Annotated in this window: 23 protein-coding genes and 1 pseudogene; 15 read left to right on the forward strand and 9 right to left on the reverse strand. The window is 36.4% G+C overall.

Going from position 1 to position 18,271, the window contains the following annotated elements; genetic code table 11:
* Positions 1-119 precede the first annotated feature (119 nt).
* The 4 genes from VB691_RS12035 to VB691_RS12050 all read left to right on the forward strand — a co-directional run bounded on the left by VB691_RS12035 (position 120) and on the right by VB691_RS12050 (position 1,561).
* The gene (locus VB691_RS12035) at positions 120-398 is read left to right on the forward strand and encodes a type II toxin-antitoxin system HicB family antitoxin (protein ID WP_323291734.1); all 279 of its coding nucleotides are present in this window, start codon (positions 120-122) and stop codon (positions 396-398) included.
* A 70-nt stretch (positions 399-468) separates the two neighbouring features.
* The gene (locus VB691_RS12040) at positions 469-906 is read left to right on the forward strand and encodes a DUF29 domain-containing protein (protein ID WP_323291735.1); all 438 of its coding nucleotides are present in this window, start codon (positions 469-471) and stop codon (positions 904-906) included.
* Between the two features lie 17 nt (positions 907-923).
* Complete coding sequence (locus VB691_RS12045; RefSeq protein WP_323291736.1) at positions 924-1,301, forward strand: type II toxin-antitoxin system Phd/YefM family antitoxin; 378 nt, start codon at positions 924-926, stop codon at positions 1,299-1,301.
* Positions 1,301-1,561, forward strand: a complete 261-nt coding sequence (locus tag VB691_RS12050) for a Txe/YoeB family addiction module toxin (RefSeq protein WP_416245034.1) — start codon at positions 1,301-1,303, stop codon at positions 1,559-1,561. The genes VB691_RS12045 and VB691_RS12050 overlap by 1 nt, the downstream gene beginning before the upstream one ends.
* Here the strand turns inward: VB691_RS12050 and VB691_RS12055 are convergent.
* From VB691_RS12055 to VB691_RS12065, 3 genes are all read right to left on the reverse strand, one after another.
* Positions 1,552-3,087 (reverse strand): AAA family ATPase, encoded by a 1,536-nt coding sequence (locus VB691_RS12055; protein WP_323291738.1) that lies wholly within the window; start codon positions 3,085-3,087, stop codon positions 1,552-1,554. The two genes, VB691_RS12050 and VB691_RS12055, sit on opposite strands and share 10 nt — an antisense overlap.
* Before the next feature lie 24 nt (positions 3,088-3,111).
* Complete coding sequence (locus tag VB691_RS12060) at positions 3,112-3,951, reverse strand: EI24 domain-containing protein (protein ID WP_323291739.1); 840 nt, start codon at positions 3,949-3,951, stop codon at positions 3,112-3,114.
* 194 nt (positions 3,952-4,145) lie between these two features.
* Positions 4,146-5,390, reverse strand: coding sequence for an HhoA/HhoB/HtrA family serine endopeptidase (locus VB691_RS12065; protein WP_323291740.1), 1,245 nt, complete (start codon positions 5,388-5,390; stop codon positions 4,146-4,148).
* A gap of 413 nt (positions 5,391-5,803) precedes the next feature.
* On the opposite strand from VB691_RS12065, the gene VB691_RS12070 reads away from it, so the two are divergent.
* The 6 genes and pseudogenes from VB691_RS12070 (at position 5,804) to VB691_RS12095 (ending at position 10,086) form a co-directional block, all read left to right on the forward strand.
* On the forward strand, positions 5,804-6,784 hold the full coding sequence (locus VB691_RS12070; RefSeq protein WP_323291741.1) for a sodium-dependent bicarbonate transport family permease: 981 nt from the start codon (positions 5,804-5,806) through the stop codon (positions 6,782-6,784).
* A gap of 6 nt (positions 6,785-6,790) precedes the next feature.
* Positions 6,791-7,084, forward strand: a complete 294-nt coding sequence (locus VB691_RS12075) for a P-II family nitrogen regulator (protein ID WP_323291742.1) — start codon at positions 6,791-6,793, stop codon at positions 7,082-7,084.
* Positions 7,085-7,162: 78 nt separating this feature from the next.
* Positions 7,163-7,477 carry a P-II family nitrogen regulator gene (locus VB691_RS12080; RefSeq protein WP_323291743.1) on the forward strand — a complete coding sequence of 105 codons (315 nt, stop codon included), beginning with the start codon at positions 7,163-7,165 and terminating at the stop codon, positions 7,475-7,477.
* Between the two features lie 34 nt (positions 7,478-7,511).
* The gene (locus VB691_RS12085; protein WP_323291744.1) at positions 7,512-8,186 is read left to right on the forward strand and encodes a carbonic anhydrase; all 675 of its coding nucleotides are present in this window, start codon (positions 7,512-7,514) and stop codon (positions 8,184-8,186) included.
* A 25-nt stretch (positions 8,187-8,211) separates the two neighbouring features.
* A pseudogene (locus tag VB691_RS12090) lies at positions 8,212-8,436 on the forward strand (proton extrusion protein PcxA); the annotation flags it as partial.
* Positions 8,437-8,553: 117 nt separating this feature from the next.
* On the forward strand, positions 8,554-10,086 hold the full coding sequence (locus VB691_RS12095) for a hypothetical protein (RefSeq protein ID WP_323291745.1): 1,533 nt from the start codon (positions 8,554-8,556) through the stop codon (positions 10,084-10,086).
* 299 nt (positions 10,087-10,385) lie between these two features.
* On the opposite strand, the gene recN is transcribed toward VB691_RS12095, so the two are convergent.
* Together recN and VB691_RS12105 are read right to left on the reverse strand one after the other, a co-directional pair.
* On the reverse strand, positions 10,386-12,146 hold the full coding sequence (gene recN, locus VB691_RS12100; RefSeq protein WP_323291746.1) for a DNA repair protein RecN: 1,761 nt from the start codon (positions 12,144-12,146) through the stop codon (positions 10,386-10,388).
* A 426-nt stretch (positions 12,147-12,572) separates the two neighbouring features.
* Positions 12,573-12,992 carry a Fur family transcriptional regulator gene (locus VB691_RS12105; protein WP_323291747.1) on the reverse strand — a complete coding sequence of 140 codons (420 nt, stop codon included), beginning with the start codon at positions 12,990-12,992 and terminating at the stop codon, positions 12,573-12,575.
* A 182-nt stretch (positions 12,993-13,174) separates the two neighbouring features.
* On the opposite strand from VB691_RS12105, the gene VB691_RS12110 reads away from it, so the two are divergent.
* Complete coding sequence (locus VB691_RS12110) at positions 13,175-13,747, forward strand: peroxiredoxin (protein ID WP_323291748.1); 573 nt, start codon at positions 13,175-13,177, stop codon at positions 13,745-13,747.
* Positions 13,748-13,849: 102 nt separating this feature from the next.
* On the opposite strand, the gene VB691_RS12115 is transcribed toward VB691_RS12110, so the two are convergent.
* Positions 13,850-14,092, reverse strand: a complete 243-nt coding sequence (locus VB691_RS12115) for a hypothetical protein (protein WP_323291749.1) — start codon at positions 14,090-14,092, stop codon at positions 13,850-13,852.
* A gap of 38 nt (positions 14,093-14,130) precedes the next feature.
* A complete protein-coding gene (locus tag VB691_RS12120) occupies positions 14,131-14,313 on the reverse strand; it encodes a hypothetical protein (RefSeq protein ID WP_323291750.1) in 183 nt (60 codons plus the stop codon).
* 216 nt (positions 14,314-14,529) lie between these two features.
* Here VB691_RS12120 and VB691_RS12125 point away from each other — a divergent pair, with 216 nt between their 5' ends.
* Both VB691_RS12125 and VB691_RS12130 read left to right on the forward strand, forming a co-directional pair.
* Positions 14,530-15,084, forward strand: coding sequence for a DUF3172 domain-containing protein (locus VB691_RS12125; protein ID WP_323291751.1), 555 nt, complete (start codon positions 14,530-14,532; stop codon positions 15,082-15,084).
* A gap of 20 nt (positions 15,085-15,104) precedes the next feature.
* Positions 15,105-15,386, forward strand: coding sequence for a type II toxin-antitoxin system HicB family antitoxin (locus tag VB691_RS12130; RefSeq protein ID WP_323291784.1), 282 nt, complete (start codon positions 15,105-15,107; stop codon positions 15,384-15,386).
* Positions 15,387-15,564: 178 nt separating this feature from the next.
* On the opposite strand, the gene VB691_RS12135 is transcribed toward VB691_RS12130, so the two are convergent.
* The gene (locus VB691_RS12135) at positions 15,565-16,116 is read right to left on the reverse strand and encodes a Uma2 family endonuclease (RefSeq protein WP_323291752.1); all 552 of its coding nucleotides are present in this window, start codon (positions 16,114-16,116) and stop codon (positions 15,565-15,567) included.
* 160 nt (positions 16,117-16,276) lie between these two features.
* On the opposite strand from VB691_RS12135, the gene VB691_RS12140 reads away from it, so the two are divergent.
* Both VB691_RS12140 and VB691_RS12145 read left to right on the forward strand, forming a co-directional pair.
* The gene (locus VB691_RS12140; protein ID WP_323291785.1) at positions 16,277-17,200 is read left to right on the forward strand and encodes a TIGR04168 family protein; all 924 of its coding nucleotides are present in this window, start codon (positions 16,277-16,279) and stop codon (positions 17,198-17,200) included.
* Positions 17,201-17,210: 10 nt separating this feature from the next.
* Positions 17,211-18,032: an alpha/beta hydrolase gene (locus tag VB691_RS12145; protein WP_323291753.1), complete on the forward strand. Its 822-nt coding sequence runs from the start codon at positions 17,211-17,213 to the stop codon at positions 18,030-18,032.
* Between the two features lie 10 nt (positions 18,033-18,042).
* On the opposite strand, the gene VB691_RS12150 is transcribed toward VB691_RS12145, so the two are convergent.
* Positions 18,043-18,252, reverse strand: a complete 210-nt coding sequence (locus VB691_RS12150) for a DUF2283 domain-containing protein (protein ID WP_323291754.1) — start codon at positions 18,250-18,252, stop codon at positions 18,043-18,045.
* Between the last annotated feature and the right edge of the window lie 19 nt (positions 18,253-18,271).

An 18,271-nucleotide genomic window follows, 5' to 3' on the forward strand; every position in this document is an offset into this window, starting at 1 on the left:
TCCGTTTGCGGTCGGTGCGCCCGTTAACGTTAAACAAACAGCCCAGTAATGGCGATAGGAGCGGGGACTATTACAGTCTAGTTAAGAGTCTATATGGGAATCCACTCGCCTAAAGGTGCGTGGAGGTTCAAGGAAAAGTTGAGTATATTCGCAGTTTGATTAGCTATAAAGGGGATGATGTACAATCTGTGAAAGCGAATTTTCAGGAAGCGGTTAATGATTACCTGGCAGTTTGTGAAGAAAAGGGGATGGAATCGGAAAAACCCTTTAAAGGAAGTTTTAATATAAGACCAGGTGCTGATCTCCATAGACGAGCAGCGATCGCAGCACAACAGAGAGGAATTAATTTGAATAAGTTGGTGAAAGAAGCGATCGAGCAGTATGTTAAGGAAAACTAATTAAAAGCAGTCTCTCGGCCGCCACCAAGAGGATATCACAGAAAATGATTCTAAGCACGGAGTTTAACTCATGAGTCAGACACCCATTACAGTAACTTACTCGTTATATGAAACCGACTATCCTTTATGGCTGGAAAAGCAAGGGAATGCGCTTAAGAATCGTGACGTTAACGGTTTAGACTGGAATAATTTATTAGAGGAAATAGAGTATTTTGCTAATGAACAGATTCACGCGGTTAATAATCTTTTAAAACAAATTATTATCCATCGTTTAAAACTTGATTACTCCTTTGACATTTATTCTAGACACCATTGGCAATGTGAAATCAATGCTTTTATTGATAATTTAGAAGATAAATTGACCAATTCTATCCGAAATAAAATTGATCTTGAAAAGCCTTATAAAAGGGCTAGACGCACGGTTTTAGAAAAATACAATCTTGATTTACCACCTGATTGTCTTTACTCCCTTGAGGAATTAATCAGCTATCTGGACGTAAACAATTGAAAATATTCCATTAAATAATGACTAAAATTTCTCAATTACATCAAGAATGGTTAAAAGAATCGGAATATAAGGCCGCTTATGAAGAAATGGCTGTAGAGTTTGAAAACATTAAGATTCCTAGCAAAAATTCACCTCAAATGAAAATGAAACAGATAAATATAGAGGAAAACAATCCTACACTTTCAGATTTAATTAACAATGTTAATGAATCTAATCAACCGACAATTATTACAGTTAACAACAATAAAAAAGCAGTTTTAGTATCAGTGGATGAATGGAATTCAATTCAAGAAACAATTTATCTGCTTTCAATACCTGGGGTAAAAGACGATCTGATTAAAGGAAAAAAAACAGATTGGGAAGACTGTACACCCCTTGAAGAAATAGAATGGTAATGTGGAAAATTGCTTTAACTAAAAGAGCATTGAAAGATGCAAAAAAAATTAGTCATTCGAGATTAAAAAATCAGGTAGAAAAATTAATAGAAATTCTTAAAACAAATCCTTATCAAAATCCTCCTCCCTATGAAAAACTAACAGGAGATTTAGTCGGAATGTATTCAAGAAGAATAAACAGACAACATCGTTTGGTTTATGAAGTAGATGATGAACAAAAAAGAGTGAAAATTTTAATGATGTGGTCACATTATGAATAAGCTAGAGAATTTAATTGATTTTGCCAGTTAGTTGTTGTATCTATAATTTTAACATAATTTTGCTCAAGTTCGTTAAATGATTCGGCTTTTTTGGCTTGTTCTTCTAATAAATTAGGGGTTGCATCAGAAATATCTCCCGTCCGTTGAGAAAGGCGATCGCTTAATTTTTCTTGGGGTGCATTACAGTATAAAATTGTGAGGGGAATCTGATGATTTTTTGCCCAATTAATTACAGGTTCCCGCCAAATATGACGATCAAATTTAGCATCTAAAATTACAGAGAATCCATGTTTTGCAACAATTTGACCTAATTCAATTAACCGATCATAAGTTTTTTGATTCATTTCTTGGCTATAAATATCATCGCTTCCGGTTTGGTTTAAGGGAATTTCTGCTAAGTGTTTACGGACAGCATCAGAACGTATTAATATAGCATTTATCTGCTTAGCGAGGTATTTTGCAACGGTAGTTTTACCGGAACCTGATAACCCTGACATCATAATAATTTGTCCTTGATGTTGTTGGGTATATTGCCAAGCAAGATGATAATAATTAGCGGCGGTTTTGGTGGCTTCTTGTTTTTCTGCTTGGGAAATATTGGGATCATCAAGCAACATTGAATTAACTTTTGCTCTAACATAAGCTTGACGAGAAAGATAGACGGGTAAGACTGGTAAACCTTCCCAGTCTCCGGTATATTCTAGATAGGTATTGAGAAAAATATTACTAAAGTCTTGACGGTTTCTTGCGTCTAAGTCCATGATAGTAAATGCTACATCAAACATGACATCAACTAAGCGAAATTCTTCGTTAAATTCAATGCGATCAAATAATTGGATTTTATTGTGCCATAAACAAATATTTTTTAGATGTAAATCTCCATGACATTCTCTTATTTTATTCTGTTTTTTGCGCTGTTCAAATAGTTCCTTGTTTGACAAAAAATAGTTATCTGTAAATTGTTTGGTTTCTTGATATTGTTGTTTAGTTTGAGCAATGCCTATATATTTTTCGGTGCGTTGATAGTTTTCATCAATAGATTTTTTGATCACTTCAATGTCACCAAAACTGCGAATATAGTCATTAGTTTTAGTATTTTGGTGGAATTGTGAGACAGTTTTTCCAAGTTCTTGCAAATGAGATTCTTCTAATTTTCCTGCTTCAAATAGATTAATTAATAAACAGTCTTGAGGAAATTGATTCATCTTTAAAACATAATCAATTATTTCTCCTTTTCCTGATAAGCTTAATTGATGATTTTCCTCAGTAATAGATAAAACTTCTAAATAAAGATCCGGTGCTATTTCTTTATTCATTGTCAACTCTTGGTTAAGAAAATGTTGACGTTTATCGAGAGTTGAATAATCAAGAAATCCAAAGTTAACAGGTTTCTTTATTTTATAAGCATAATCTCCCGTTAAAAAGACAACAGATGAATGAGTTTGCATGACTTCAATCGGTGTTTTGACTGAATGAGCATAGATTTCAGGGTTTTGGAGTTGTATTATTAAAGTCGAAATATCCATGTTATTAATTGAGTTAACTAAAAATTATTGAGAAATTAATGATTGATTATCTGAGGGTAATAACCCTTTTAATAAAAGGCGATCGCAGACAAATAATGTTCCTCCACCGACACAAAAGGGAATGGTTAATAAATTCACAAAAGGAATAGCAATTAAAAATAAACAAACTACAGAAAACCCCGCACTTGCTGGTAAACTTTTCTGAATAGTTCCTAATTTTTCTCTAAATGTAAGTCGTCTTCTTTCTAATGCTGCATCAAAAAAATCTAAACAAATAATTGTTCCCGTGAGAAGCATTCCCCCCATAGCAGAAAGTAAAGTCCCAAACCCTGGTAAGACATTTAAGAAGAATAATAAAAACCCAATACTAATTATTAATACTAACTTTTTAACTTCAAAAAGAATTGCTCGCCAAATATCGCCAAAAAATCCAACGTCAATAACTTTAACATCTCCTGTTTTAATCTTTTCTAATTCTTCTGATAATTTACCATACCAAGGCGCACCTAAAATGACCCCAAATTGAACTAATAAAAATCCGGTTAAAATTAATAAGATAATTCCGAATATTATTCGTAATAAAAATCCCAAAACAATAATTAAATAATCCAACCCTCCTAACCATTGAGGAAGGTTAAGCAAGAAAAGATCAAGACGTTGAATAATGGTGTCAGTTAAGACTTGAGTTACTTCCCAACCAAACAGAAATAACCCAACATCAAGAAAAATAGCAATGACAAAATTAAGGAGAATGGGAACAATAATATAGGATATAAGACGAGGATGAGACTTAAAGACTCCTAACAGTCGAAAAGGATAACTCATTCCCGATAAAAACCCAAATCCTGTAAGAATTTGTAACATAGTAAGAACATTTTATGAGCAAGAATATTTTATCATACAAATCTATGTGTTGTGACATAAACCTTTTGCTGGTAACAACCTAAAAGGTTGTGTTACTGTTTAGATATTTTGATAGCATTATAAAAAGAAATAGAGACGTAAATATTTACATCTCTACTGTAGTACCAAACTTACAAAACTTTGAAAATTTCTAGTTATTGCTTGGGCAATAGTCCCACTTTAACATTAAGATTGAGAGAGTTACCATTGCGTTCAATTTGCAGGGGTAATGTTTCACCAACCTCTACTTTATCCACTGCTTGTTGCACTTCTCCAGGATTTTTTAGAGGTTGTTGTTCAATTGATTGTAAGACATCTCCCGCTTTTAAACCTGAGCGATCTGCTGGAGAATTTGGCATGACTTTAACAATTAAGACTCCTGATTCAGAATTAACTTTTATACCCTCAGTTTCTTGTAATTTTTCTTTAATTTCAGGGGTAATTTCTACCATCTGAATTCCCAAATAAGGATGTTCTACTTTGCCAGTAGCAATTAATTTTTTGGCAATTTCTTCAGCTTTATTAATAGGAATAGAAAATCCGATCCCTTGGGCATCTTTAATAATAGCTGTATTGATTCCGATCACTTCACCCCTTGCATTGAGAAGCGGGCCACCTGAATTTCCAGGATTAATGGCTGCATCAGTTTGAATAAACTCAACTCTTTTATCTCCAACTCCCACTTGAGAACTTAACCGGCCTGTAGCACTAACAATTCCCGTCGTTACCGTATTATCTAATCCTAATGGATTACCGATAGCAATTGCCCATTCTCCCACCTGAAGATTGTCAGAATTACCAGCTTTAACGGTTGGTAAATTATCAGCCTCAATTTTAATTACAGCCACATCAGTAACAGGATCAGTTCCTAACACTTTACCTGTGAAGGTACGACCATCTTTTAAAGTGACTGTCACTTCATTAGTACCATCAACCACATGAGCATTAGTTAAAATTTTCCCATCTTGACTTAAAATAAAGCCTGACCCCGTTCCTCGTTGAATTTGACTATCAGGAACATTAGGCATTTGTGAGCCAAAAAAGCGACGAAAAGCTGGATCTTCTGACATGGGAGGAGCTTCCGCTTGTACCGTACGAGAGGCATCAATTCGCACCACAGCAGGCCCAACTTCTTTAACCACATCAGTCACAAAATTTTCTGAAGTTAAAGGAGGGATAGTCGCCACTTCATCTTGAGCGAATGCGGGTTGTAAACTCGTTATATTTTTGCTTGTTTCTGCTAAGAGGTTAGGATAACTAAAAGCGACAGTTCCTCCAATACCCACCCCCATTCCTAATAATACCAAGGACAAATAAGTGATGGGTTTTTGCCAAAGGGAAGGTCGAGATTTTTTGGGGTTAGGTTGTAGATAAGAGGAGTTTAAAGTGTCGTCTTTCATGATTGTCGTTATTTTAAGGGTAATAATAGGGAGAAAAGTCAGTCCAGTGAGGAGCGATTTGATCGGAAAACAGCTTTGGACTGACATTTTTAATATAAACCGGGGAGATGACAACCCTGTGACGCTGTTATGACATTTTGGTGTCAAATAATTTTAGGTGAAACCAGTCATCGAAAACCCATCAAACCAAGGCTGTTTCATGCTCCCTGACACTGAACCCTAAAAGGTTCGGTGATAATAGGACTTACGCAACGCCCACCTGATTTGTATTTTTATAGGGGCAATTCATGAATTTTCCTTGTTTAAATACTAAATAAGAAGATTCTTAATCATTTCTCACCGTTTTCTTAGAGATTGTAAAGTATTCTCAAGGTAGATTCGTAAAAGTTTACATAATCAAGGAAAGTCAGCCCATGGATGGAAGTTTGATCCTCTTTAATATTTTGAATCCTCCCGTTTTGTTTTTTTTCCTGGGAATGTGTGCAGTTTTTTGTAAATCCGATTTAGAGATTCCTTATCCTTTACCGAAACTCTTTTCTCTTTACTTACTGTTAGCAATTGGTTTTAAGGGAGGCTATGAATTATCACGAAGTGGGTTAAACACCCAGATTATTTTAACTTTAGTGGCTGCTGTTGTTATGGCTTCAGTTGTGCCAATTTATTCTTATTTTATCCTCCGTTATAAGTTGGATAATTATAATGCTGCTGCCATTGCTGCGGCCTATGGTTCTATTAGTGCTGTTACCTTTATTACCGCCAGTTCTTTCTTGGAAAAACTTCATATTGCCTATGGGGGTCACATGGTCGCTGCCTTAGCTTTAATGGAGTCACCGGCCATTGTTGTTGGCTTAATTTTAGTGCGATTTTTTGCTCCTAAAAAAGAGGGTGATGAGGAAGTTTCTTGGAGAAAAGTTTTACAAGAAGCCTTCTTAAATGGCTCAGTATTTTTATTGGTAGGAAGTCTCTTAGTTGGTGCATTAACGGGAGAAACAGGATGGGAGAAATTACAACCTTTTACCCAAGGTATTTTTTATGGGGCCCTTACTTTCTTCTTATTGGATATGGGGTTAGTGGCTGCTAAAAGAATTCGAGAACTGGGCAAAACTGGATCATTTTTAATTGGCTTTTCTGTCATCTCTCCCATAGTTAATGCTTTAGTGGGAATTTCTATTGCTAAAGTTCTCGGATTTACAGAAGGAAACGCCCTTTTATTTGCTGTTTTGTCTGCTAGTGCTTCTTATATTGCGGTTCCTGCTGCCATGAGAATGACGGTTCCCGAAGCTAATCCTAGTCTCTATGTTTCTATGGCATTAGCATTAACTTTTCCCTTTAATATTGTGATCGGAATTCCTCTTTATTTAGAAATTATTCACCGTCTTGGAATTGGAGCTTAAGGTAAAATGCAAGCAGTTAAGAAGGTAGAAATTATCATCAGTACCGTAGAATTGAATGAAGTTTTAGACATTTTAAATTCCGTTATGGTATCGGGATATACCGTGATTGAAAATATAGCGGGAAAAGGTGACAGAGGAATGTCTTATAATGATTTAGGCCGAGAATCTAGCAACAGTTATATCATGACTGTTTGTACCAATGAAAAACAACTTACTTTTTTAGTTGAAGGAATCACTGATTTACTGAAACGTATTGGGGGAGTCTGTTTAGTCACTGATTCTAATTGGGTACTGCATTAATTGCTGTAATCCGATTAATCATTTTGCTATAATATTAATGGTAAAATCTTGATTAATCGGACTATTTTGGTAAAAAATATGGAGAGTATTATTTCATCTATGCAGGATGTTAAGCGCGTTGAAATCATTATAAGTGATTCTCATATTGAAGACGCATTAAAGATTTTAAATAACATTGGTGTTTCCGGTTACACTATCATCAATGACACATCAGGAAAAGGCGATCGCGGGTTATCTTGTTCCGATGATAACTGTGTCTATCACGGTACTTATATTCTGACAGTTTGTACCAATGAAAAACAAGTCTTAACTCTCACAGAATCCCTAAAACCTTTGCTTAATAAAGTAGGGGGTATCTGTTTAGTCAATGATGCTAAATGGATACATCATTAGTCAAACTTTAGTGTGTAAGAACATGGATGAATTTATGCCAATGAATCGAATTATTCAAGGACTTAATGAGTTCCAAACTAACTACTTTACAGTTAATCAAGAACTATTTCGTCAACTGTCTCAGGGACAGACTCCAGAAATTCTATTTATTACCTGTTCTGACTCTCGAATTGATCCCAATCTTTTAACCCAAACGAAACCAGGAGAACTCTTTATTATTCGTAATTTGGGTAATATTATTCCCCCTCATGGAACAACGAATAATAGTGAAGGTGCTGCCATAGAATATGCAGTCTGTGCTTTAGATATCAAGCATATTATTATTTGTGGACATTCTGATTGTGGGAGCATGAAAGGGTTACTACAACTCAATGATTTAACGGAAGAAATGCCTCTAGTTTATGCTTGGTTAAAACATCATGCTGAATCAACTCGTCGTCTTCTTAAGGATAATTATAAAGACTATGATGGCGAAAAGCTTTTAAGAATTGCCATTGAAGAAAATGTTTTAACTCAGATAGAAAATATCGAAACCTACCCGGTAATTAGGTCTAAATCACACAGTAATAAGCTTTCGCTTCATGCTTGGGTTTATGATATTGAACTAGGAATAATTTCCGCTTATAATGCTCAAGAAAATAAGTTTGTTAAGTTAGGATATGAGGCCTTTCCTGTTCCCGATCCTCTCTCTAGTTTACAACCTAACTAGCTAAAAGCTTTTGCTCAAATATCGTCTTTTTAATCATATCTTTGTGGGGTTTCACTCCCCTCATGGTTGGGAAGTTTTATTAGAAAGAATCGCTAATCATTTAGGAATTGCTGCTAATTATAGCGCGATTTTTCTCTTTATTGCCACCTTTCCTGTGATCTTAGATACGGTGTTTAAATATTGGATTTTACCTTATCTTAATCAAATTTCTCCGTCAGCAGTAGCAACATCGAAAAATATGAATGAATAATCATCCTTAAAAATTAATAAAACTTTATATATTTTCTAACAATTCCTAATCTATGATGATAAAAAGATTAGTTTCTGTCACAATGACTTTTTATCATTAAAATCAGGAGACATTATCATGGTAATAACGAGAGTAGGGGTTTTAGTCGTTCATGGAATTGGTGAACAACGCAAGTTTGAAACAGTAGAAGAAATTGTTAGGGATGTGGCCACCGCTTTAAAAGCAGATAAAACCCTTAAGGTTAGAATAATCCTTAATGAACAAAATACCGGGGCTTATGCTGCTAGTCAACAAACCTGGCAAGCTGATGATAAGGAACCCGTTATTATTGAAATTAGAAATGCTAAAAATCAGGTAACACAGTTAGCATTTAGTGAGGTTTTGTGGTCTGATCTTGGTGAACCAACGAGTCTACAAACTCAAATGACTTTTTGGGGATGGGGTCTATCTTTGTGGTCACGAAAACAATATGCTGACATCAATTTGGCAACAAGCAATCAGATGATTGCTCCCCAAGATATTAACGGTAAACAACCGCAAATGGACTTAAATGCCCGCTTGAGGTTTTTCTGGGTATCTTTAGTTATTTTATTAGTCCTGCCTATTCTTTCGTTTTTAAGTGTTATTTTACGCAAGGTATTGGGATTTGATTTACGGCCTGATATCTTAGTTCAATATTTGGGGGATATTAAACTTTATCAACAGGGAAGAAGGCAAGGAAAAGGTCCATTAGTTGATTTAGGTCAACGTCCCCGTCTTTCCATTCGACGACGAATGGTTAAAGGGTTAGTTGAGATGAGTTTGAGAAATTATGATCGTTGGTATGTTTTATCCCATAGTTTAGGAACCATTGTTGCTTTTAATGGGTTAATGGAAACCGAAGAAGCATTACCCAATTATTTGAATGAAGATTTATGGCGAAGATGGCAATATGTTAGCCCAAAAAAAGCAGAAACAGATCTAACAGATGACGACATAAATAATATGTTGCCTTCTCGTCCTGCTTGGTTAAATAATAATGATATTGTGGCCCGTTCAGATCTATTTAGAAATCTTCAAGGGTTTATGACTTATGGTTCTCCCTTAAGTAAATTTGGGTTGGTTTGGCCTGCAATTGTTCCTGTTAATAAAGATAACACTGTCTTTAACTCAAAGTTTGAATGGTTGAATGTTTATGATCCCACTGATCCAGTGGCAGGTAGAACGGCTTTATTTAACTTTACAACTGCTGGAAATAAACAACAACCCCAAGAAATTGCTTATAAAGCAGAAGGAATTCACTTGCTTAGTCATGTGGAATACTTGAATTATAATCCTAGTCGAAAAACTCCCTTAGTCAAGCAATTATCTGACTGGCTATTGACTGGTGAACAGTTTCAACCAGCCCCTGAATCTTTAGGATGGCCAACACCCTTTATTGTTCAAGTTTATAATAACATTCGCATCTTAATTTGGTTAGTTGTGGCTGTTTTACTTTCTTGGATTTTGAGTTTCTTTGTCCGCTTTGCTTTACCAGATTCTTTTGAAGAAATCATCGCTAATATTCCCTATGTTGACTTATCAAGTCCTTTCTTTTACATTGGTCTTGGTATTATTATTGTGCTGATTTTTGGAACAGTTATGCGATTATTTAAAGTTACCTTTAATTAATTACCAAATTTCCTAAAGTCTAGCTACACATTCTCCTAGGGGTCAACGCTGAGCGGAGTCGAAGCGTTGACCCCTACAACATCCATATCTGTAGTCCAAGTTGATGAAAATGGTATAATAATTGTTGCTTAACCGAGTAGTATTGATGCCTACACTACACAAAACTAATTCCTGATTGCTATAGTTCTATTAATAAACTAAAATAAAAAACCCCCAACCTAACACGCAAATAAATAAACCTATAATGATAATTAAACCAATTAATTGAGGATTTGTGTTCTCGATAATTGCTGCTAAAATTACTGCTTTCCCAAGCGATAAGCCTCAGCTTTAACTAATAATGATTGAGCAAATTGAAGAGCATCTTCAGCCGAATGTCCCCCTGTTAATTGGGCTAATTCTTCTTGTCTGGTTTTTAAATTTTCTAATTCTTTGACTCTCACAACTGTACGAATTTCTGGTAAACTTAATTGACTATTACCGTTAGGTTTAATTATCATAGATTCTTCGATTATTTGCTTTTCTACCCGAAAATGATGATCGGCCATTGCTGCGACTAAAGGCTGATGAGTGACACATAAAACTTGATAACCTTGACTTAAACTGTGTAATTTTTCAGCAATAGCTTGGGCAACTTTTCCTGAAACTCCCGCATCAATTTCATCAAAAATTAATGTCCCTGAACATTTTTCAGACTGGGCAAAACAGGCTTTTAATGCTAATAAAAAACGGCTCATTTCTCCCCCTGACGCGGTACTAGATAAGGGTTGAATTTTTTCCCCTGGGTTGGGACTAAAATAAAAAACGACTTTATCACTCCCTGTTATACTGGGAGGACAAGGGGTAATTTGACAGACAAAAATAACTTTATCCATGGCCAAAGGTTTTAATTCTTTGACTAATTGTTTCTCTAATTTTGTGGCAGCTTTCTGTCGTAATTCTGTTAATTCTTGACAAGCTTTGATTAACTTTTCTTCAGCGAGTTTCGACTCTTTTTCTAATTGTTCAATGGACTGTTCACTGTTTTTTAATTCCCCTAAGTCACCCTGTAATTTTTCATAATAAGCGATCGCCTCCCCTAAACTGGGGCCATATTTGCGACAAATTCGCTTAATTAGGTTAATTCTCTCCTCTACCTCCGTTAATCTCTGGGGATCGGCTTCTAAGCTGTCCCCATAGCCATTAATCTGTTGTCCCGCTTCTACCACCTGGGTTAAGGCGGATTTCACCATCTCTAAAACTGACTCTATTTCATTATCATATTCTGCCATATCTGTCAAGAGCATTTCTGCTTCTGCCAAACGGTCAGCGATCGCCGGATCACCGCTATCATTTTGATAGAGGAGTTGATAGGTTTGGTAACTTAACTGTTGCAACTCCACCACATGGGAGAGGCGATCGCGTTCTTGTTCTAATTGTTCAAGTTCATCGGCCTCTGTTAATTGGGCTTCTACCAGTTCTTTGCATTGATATTCCAATAAATCTAAGCGTTGTAACCGTTCTTGTTGAAATTGACGGCATTTTTCTAGGTCTTGCTGTTTTTTTTTCCAATTTACGCAAGCAGACTCCACCAATTTTCGCTGTTTTAAGATAGCCTGGCCACCATACAGATCCAATAATTCCCGTTGTCGGGTTGCATCCATTAATTGTACTGTTTGTCCTTGGGCCGTAATTTCGACTAAATGTTCCCTTAGTTGTGCCATCAATGGTAAATTGACCAAAACCCCATTAATACGGCAACGCGATCGCAAGGTTTCCCCCGTCAGCGACAACTCCCGCAGACAAACCACCGTCCCATCATCTAACAACTCAATTTCTTGTTGTTGTAACCATTTCCATAGGATATCATTGCCTTGAAACGTTGCCTCTAATGACGCTTGTTGGGTTCCTTGACGAATTAGACGGTTATTGACTTTTCCCCCTAAAACAATATCTATCGCATCGAGAATAATGGATTTTCCGGCCCCTGTTTCCCCTGTCAACACATTTAAACCCCCGCCAAATTTGAGGGTTAAGTGATCAACTAACGCAAAATTTTTGATCTGCAATAGAGAGAGCATGGAATTGTCGATACTGCCAATGAAAAGGAGTTTATCTTCTGTTTAGCTTCTTCGAGCGAGAAGCCCCACGCTATAATCTTTGATTTAGCGATGGGATGAAAGCAAGTCTTTTATTGCGGCCGGTTTTGGTTTTCCACATATTTTTAAAATTGCTCAACTGTTACTCCTCCGCAAGACGCTATAAAACAACTATAATTTAAAAAGTGGGGTTGGGTATCGCCTCACTTAAAAATGCTCGAAAGAAGTAATTCCTAGAGAAGCCCACCTTGAAATCTTTGATTCAATGATGGGAATATATCACTCTGTTTATTTGTTGGTCGGTTATTCATCCCCACCGTTCAGCTGAGCTCGCGGCCAAAGCCTTGTAGAAGGATGGGGTATTCTGACCGACATTAAGATAAATTTCCTGTATCAAACTATCCATCATCAATCTTGACAGCGATCGCAGACTCCCTGCACTGTCACTTCATATCTTTCCGCTTTAATTCCAGGCCGTAATTCCTGTAAATTAATGGATTGAAATGCTTCCCAGGGAATATCTTCAATTACACCACAGCATCGACAGCGAAAATGATGATGAGAATCTACATTAGCATCATAACGGGAAACCCCTTCTTCTAACAAAACCTCTCGCACCAAACCCACCTGACGCAACGCCTGTAATGCACTATAAACCGTTGCTTGGGAGGAAGTGGGGGCCGCTTGGTTGAGATCGCTCAAAATTTGTTCTGCTGTTGGATGGTCAATTCTAGCGAGTAAATTGGCGTAAACAGCAAAACGTTGGGGCGTAACCCGTAATTTGTTCTTTTTCAGACGTTTAACGATGGCTGTGGCTTCCTGCTGCATCTCCTTAACTTTTTCTATAAAGACCTTATATATATTATAGTTTAGAGTTTCTTAGATTTATACTTATCTTATTATTACTCAATAAAGTAGGTCTTTCTTACTATTGACTTTTTCTTAAATAAGAACTATTCTGATTTATAGCAGCAAAGGCTGAAACAAAACTGATCGTCAAGAGGTAAAATATGGCAGTTATCGAAACCGTACCAAGTGTTGTCTTTAAAACCCGTGTTCGTGATGAGTCTATTCCCGGCTCCAACCCCTACCGTTGGCAAGATTTGACCACGGAAGATGTTTTTGCTGGTAAGAAAGTCGTTGTTTTCTCCTTACCTGGTGCATTCACTCCTACCTGTTCATCTAACCACTTACCTCGCTACGAAGAGTTATATGATGAATTTAAAGGTTTAGGCGTTGACAAAATTGTTTGTATTTCAGTCAATGATGCTTTTGTCATGTTCCAATGGGGCAAACAACAAGAAGCGAAAAATGTCTTCTTATTACCTGATGGAAGCGGCGAATTTACCCGTAAAATGGGAATGTTAGTTGATAAGTCTAACATCGGTTTTGGAATGCGTTCTTGGCGTTATTCTATGTTAGTTAATGACTGTAAGATTGAAAAAATCTTTGTTGAACCTGACTTCAGTGATAACTGTCCTATTGACCCCTTTGAAGTGTCTGATGCTGACACCATGTTAGCTTACCTCAAAGGAACTAAATCTGCTGGTGTTTCTGAACCTGTTAAAGCATTTGTTGGTTAAGCAATAATATCAAACCATCATCCGTAGGGTCAATTCATGAGGCAGCGCGTTGCGGGGGTTCCCCCCGTTGTAGCGACTGCCGTGAATTGACCCTATTTTTAATTAATTAGTTTGAGACATGGGTACGGTGTCACCTGCTATTGCTTGTTGCCAAGATCGCTTAAAGCTTTCCTCTGAAAAATTTTCATCTAAACTATCTAATTCATCTCTATTTTCTTCAGATTCAGCAACTAAAATAATCACTTTAACTGTTGAAGGTTGGGATGAAGTGGGAGATAAACGAAAATCAGGCAATTTAATCTGCCCATCAGGGGTTACAGTTGCGGTTAGTTCGTAAGCTTTCATCAGAAAATACTCTCTAATTTTGATATCTATTGATTATTTTAGGGAAATATTGCTGATTCAAAAGAAATATCTTCCTCATCTGATAAAATAGCATTGTCATAGGCTCGAATCGCGTCTAGTTCTTCCAATGCTTCCAAGAGTTTTTGGTATTCGTTTATGTCGAGAAGAACACCAATTCGATTACCTTGATCGTCAGTAACGTACTTTTCCTTTAGCTGCATCTGAGGACTATTAGTTAAGTTTATATTGCCATAGTAACTAATGATTGTTAGGAATGTTAGCTAACCGCTCTTGTCGGGTGCATTTGTAGGGGTAATTCATGAATTACCCCTATAAAATGTGCAATTCATGAATTGCCCCTACAAAAAAAACGCCCCTACAAAACCGCCCCTACAATCTTTGAAGTACACTAGAATAATATCCAGCAGATAAAGATTATGGCCCGTAGACCTCCACCACGTTACTCTGATCCCCGTTCTAACCCTTCCCGTTACCCCGACCAAGAACCAAAAGTCCCTAAGTTTAATTATGGGGCGATCGCCTTATTTGGGGGCATTTTCATCTTAGGTATTGGGGTAGGTATTGGGGTGAGTTCTAGTGCGAGTTTTGACCCGAAGAATGTGGCCTCACGGGAAGTCATTGATAAAAGTGCGCCCAATGCAGAACTATGTGTGCAATTTGGGGCCAGTGCTATTGTGAGCGATTTGCGGGTGTTTATCACCTTAAACCCTTTTAGTGTCTATGTGACTCAACCTGCGATGCAACCTGGTTGTGTGTTACGTCAGTCTAATATGACCTTATTAGAACAAAAACGCTTAATTACAGCAGAACAGGTCAGAGATTGTCGAAATCGGATGAATACCTTTGGATTTGTAGGTACTCTAGAAAGTAAACCCAAAATTGACTGTATTTATTCTAATGATGCTGCGGGAAACTTATTTATTAACCCTCCAGGTTCAGTTAATCTTCGTTCAGAAGGAGAGAATTTTTAAGTTATTGATTATATAAAATGATGACTCAATATATTGCTACTATTCATAAAGAATCTGACAGTGATTACGGCGTTCAATTCTATGATTTTCCAGGTTGTATTACTGCGGGGACTACCTTAGAAGAAGCAAAAAAAATGGCGAATGAAGCCTTATCTAGTCATCTGATTTGGATGATAGAAGATGGAGATAATATTCCTCTACCAAATCCCCTTGAAACAATTTTAAATGAGCCAGATCATCAAGATGCAATTGCTTTTATGATGATTGAAACATCAATTAATTATCCGTTAGTTGTCACCTAAAATCACGCGCTCATATTTATTGAGAGGTTAAATCTTAAAGCTTAAGTGGTCGGACATAAATAAGCGTAGGGTGGGCATTGCCCAATAAAAGGCTAAAACTCCTATCCAGAGGTTATTGTTGGCATTGCCCACCCTACAAGTTGTATTCGTTTAATTATGTCCTACTACTTAACCCTGATTAATCTAACATTAATTGTGAGACAGGAATAACAAGATCTGGAAAGTCTAAAGGGGTAATATTTCCTGTAGTTAAGGTTAATTCTATCTGATAATTACCCTGCTTTAAATCTCGAAATACTTTTAATTGATTATTTTTGAGATCAACTATCCAATATTCTTTGATTCCTGCTTCTGCATAAATCGCTTTTTTTTCTGTCAAATCTTTCTTTAAGGTTGCCTTAGAAAATTCAATTAACCAATAAATATCATCAGGGTAAGGATGATGTTTTAAATATTCAATTCCTAAAGGTTTAACAATAGCAATATCTGGCACAGGTTCTGAATTATTCGGTAGAATAATTGGCTTGTTCTCTCGAATTTTAGCTTTATTTCCTAATATTTTTCTGAGATAATCAGCCCATTCTGAATTATAATAAGCATGGCTTTCTCTTTCTGGTGTCATTAGAATAATTTCACCCTTTAATAATTCTACAGATTGCTGTTCAAAACATCCTGCATCAATCGCTTGATGATAATGCTCAATTGTCCATTGATAAGTTGTTCTTGTCATAGTAGATTAATTGAGTTAAAGGCGATCGCGTTATCAATTATATTATATAATAAGTGATTAATTAAACAATTTCCTGACTTGAAGCAAAAAACCTATTGCTTAACGGGGCTAACTCCGTTTATGCTATTAAATGAGAGAAAATCGTTATAATAAAAGCAGCATGGCCATTCATCAACAACCAACCCTTACCATTGCCGTTATAGGAGACATTCACGATCAATGGGATGAGGTTGATAATTTCGCTTTAGAACAGTTAAACATCGATCTCGCTTTATTTGTCGGAGATTTTGGCAATGAATCTGTCCCCATAGTTCGCTTAATTACTGAATTATCTATCCCTAAAGCTGTGATTATGGGGAATCATGATGCTTGGTATACTGCATCTGCTTGGGGACAAAAACAATGTCCTTACAATCGAAAAACCGAAGATTGGTTACAAGATCAATTAGATTTATTAGGGGAAATTCATGTCGGTTATGATAAGTTAGATTTTCCTGAATTTAATTTATCAGTTGTGGGGAGTCGTCCCTATAGTTGGGGTGGCCCAGAATGGAAAAATAAGACGTTTTTACGCGATCGCTATGATGTGACTAACTTTAATGAATCTACAGCAAAAATCTTAGCCGCGGCCCAACAAACTGCCCATGAAAATGTTATTTTTCTCGGACATAATGGCCCCAAAGGATTAGGAGAACACCCGGAAGCGATGTGTGGAAGGGACTGGCAACCATTAGGGGGAGATCATGGTGATCCTGATTTTGCTGAAGCGATCGAGCAAACCCGTCTATTTGGGAAACACATTCCCTTAGTAACCTTTGGTCATATGCACCACCGTTTGCGTCATACCCGTTCCCAACTGCGAACTAGAGTTAAAAATCATCATCATGGAACAGTTTATTTAAACGCTGCTAATGTCCCTCGTGTTATTGAAAAAGAGGGGGAGAAATTGCGAAATTTTTCTTTAGTTTCTTTGGAAAATCATCAAGTTGTTGAAATTTCTTTAGTTTGGGTTGATAATAATGGGGTGATCAGAGATCGAGATTGTCTGTACGACCATCGAGTCGCCTTTTCTTCCGTAGTTTAATTAATCATTAATGAAGCATCAAACCGCAAACATAAAATTCCTTTCACCCCGATCTTCTAAATCCCCATCTCCCTTATTAATTTATCTTCCAGGAATGGATGGAACAGGGAAATTATTTCATCGACAAGCCGAGAAATTGGGTAATTTTTTTGCGATTCGTTGTTTATCTATTCCTTCCCATGATCAAAGTAATTGGCATGATTTAGCTGATCAAACCATTGGTTTAATTAAACAAGAATTAGAGTCTCATCATGGATCTTCTGTTTATTTATGTGGGGAATCTTTTGGGGGATGTTTGGCCCTAAAAGTTGCTTTAAAAGCCCCTGAATTAATTGAAAAAATGATTTTAGTTAATCCCGCTTCCTCTTTTGAAAAACGTCCTTGGTTGGGGTTAGGAGTTCAATTAAATCAATGGATGCCTAACTTTTTATATCAAAGTTCAACGGTGGGATTTTTACCGTTTTTGGGGTCATTGGGAAGAATTGAAAAAGAGGATAGTAAAGCGTTATTAAAAGCTATGCAGTCCCTTCCTCAAGAAGTTGTTAGTTGGCGACTTGCTTTATTAAGAGATTTTCAGATTAATCGAGAAACATTGAAACGCTTAAAACAACCGATTTTAATGTTAGCAAGTGATCAAGATAGACTGTTACCTTCCGTAGCAGAAGGACAACAATTAATGAGTTATTTTCCTCAAGGAAACTTGACAATTTTACCAAATAGTGGCCATGCTTGTTTGTTAGAAACTGAGGTTAATTTAGCTGAGGTTTTACGAAAAAATGATTTTTTACCAAGTCCTCAAATTCATTCATCTTGTTCATCAAATGCAGCTTAAATTTCAAGATTCATTGTACAGAGAGATTTAGGATTTTTCCTTGAGTTGATTCTACAATTGAATCTCGAATAAAAGCACTAGCATTGATAATTTCTATCCCAATTAATTCTCCTGCTTCATTAAGTTCAACCGTGATATTTGGATTGATTTCTACACTGTTAGCTTCCGGTTCATCAGAAATCGTTAAATGAAGAATGTCTTCCTTTTCAAAGTATTGCATTTTAGCCTTATTCATGATA

This window comes from Crocosphaera sp. XPORK-15E, assembly GCF_034931425.1.
Lineage (GTDB): Bacteria > Cyanobacteriota > Cyanobacteriia > Cyanobacteriales > Microcystaceae > UHCC-0190.

Bases quoted from the DNA above. Each gene is read 5' to 3' on its own strand.
- VB691_RS12040 (WP_323291735.1), top strand. From the start codon at position 469: ATGAGTCAGACACCCATTACAGTAACTTACTCGTTATATGAAACCGAC.
- VB691_RS12130 (WP_323291784.1), top strand. From the start codon at position 15,105: ATGACTCAATATATTGCTACTATTCATAAAGAATCTGACAGTGATTAC.
- VB691_RS12050 (WP_416245034.1), top strand. From the start codon at position 1,301: ATGTGGAAAATTGCTTTAACTAAAAGAGCATTGAAAGATGCAAAAAAA.
- VB691_RS12075 (WP_323291742.1), top strand. From the start codon at position 6,791: ATGCAAGCAGTTAAGAAGGTAGAAATTATCATCAGTACCGTAGAATTG.
- VB691_RS12085 (WP_323291744.1), top strand. From the start codon at position 7,512: ATGCCAATGAATCGAATTATTCAAGGACTTAATGAGTTCCAAACTAAC.
- VB691_RS12110 (WP_323291748.1), top strand. From the start codon at position 13,175: ATGGCAGTTATCGAAACCGTACCAAGTGTTGTCTTTAAAACCCGTGTT.
- VB691_RS12095 (WP_323291745.1), top strand. From the start codon at position 8,554: ATGGTAATAACGAGAGTAGGGGTTTTAGTCGTTCATGGAATTGGTGAA.
- VB691_RS12080 (WP_323291743.1), top strand. From the start codon at position 7,163: ATGGAGAGTATTATTTCATCTATGCAGGATGTTAAGCGCGTTGAAATC.
- VB691_RS12140 (WP_323291785.1), top strand. From the start codon at position 16,277: ATGGCCATTCATCAACAACCAACCCTTACCATTGCCGTTATAGGAGAC.
- VB691_RS12145 (WP_323291753.1), top strand. From the start codon at position 17,211: ATGAAGCATCAAACCGCAAACATAAAATTCCTTTCACCCCGATCTTCT.
- recN (WP_323291746.1), bottom strand. From the start codon at position 12,146: ATGCTCTCTCTATTGCAGATCAAAAATTTTGCGTTAGTTGATCACTTA.
- VB691_RS12045 (WP_323291736.1), top strand. From the start codon at position 924: ATGACTAAAATTTCTCAATTACATCAAGAATGGTTAAAAGAATCGGAA.
- VB691_RS12135 (WP_323291752.1), bottom strand. From the start codon at position 16,116: ATGACAAGAACAACTTATCAATGGACAATTGAGCATTATCATCAAGCG.
- VB691_RS12105 (WP_323291747.1), bottom strand. From the start codon at position 12,992: ATGCAGCAGGAAGCCACAGCCATCGTTAAACGTCTGAAAAAGAACAAA.
- VB691_RS12060 (WP_323291739.1), bottom strand. From the start codon at position 3,951: ATGTTACAAATTCTTACAGGATTTGGGTTTTTATCGGGAATGAGTTAT.
- VB691_RS12150 (WP_323291754.1), bottom strand. From the start codon at position 18,252: ATGCAATACTTTGAAAAGGAAGACATTCTTCATTTAACGATTTCTGAT.
- VB691_RS12115 (WP_323291749.1), bottom strand. From the start codon at position 14,092: ATGAAAGCTTACGAACTAACCGCAACTGTAACCCCTGATGGGCAGATT.
- VB691_RS12120 (WP_323291750.1), bottom strand. From the start codon at position 14,313: ATGCAGCTAAAGGAAAAGTACGTTACTGACGATCAAGGTAATCGAATT.
- VB691_RS12125 (WP_323291751.1), top strand. From the start codon at position 14,530: ATGGCCCGTAGACCTCCACCACGTTACTCTGATCCCCGTTCTAACCCT.
- VB691_RS12065 (WP_323291740.1), bottom strand. From the start codon at position 5,390: ATGAAAGACGACACTTTAAACTCCTCTTATCTACAACCTAACCCCAAA.
- VB691_RS12055 (WP_323291738.1), bottom strand. From the start codon at position 3,087: ATGGATATTTCGACTTTAATAATACAACTCCAAAACCCTGAAATCTAT.
- VB691_RS12070 (WP_323291741.1), top strand. From the start codon at position 5,804: ATGGATGGAAGTTTGATCCTCTTTAATATTTTGAATCCTCCCGTTTTG.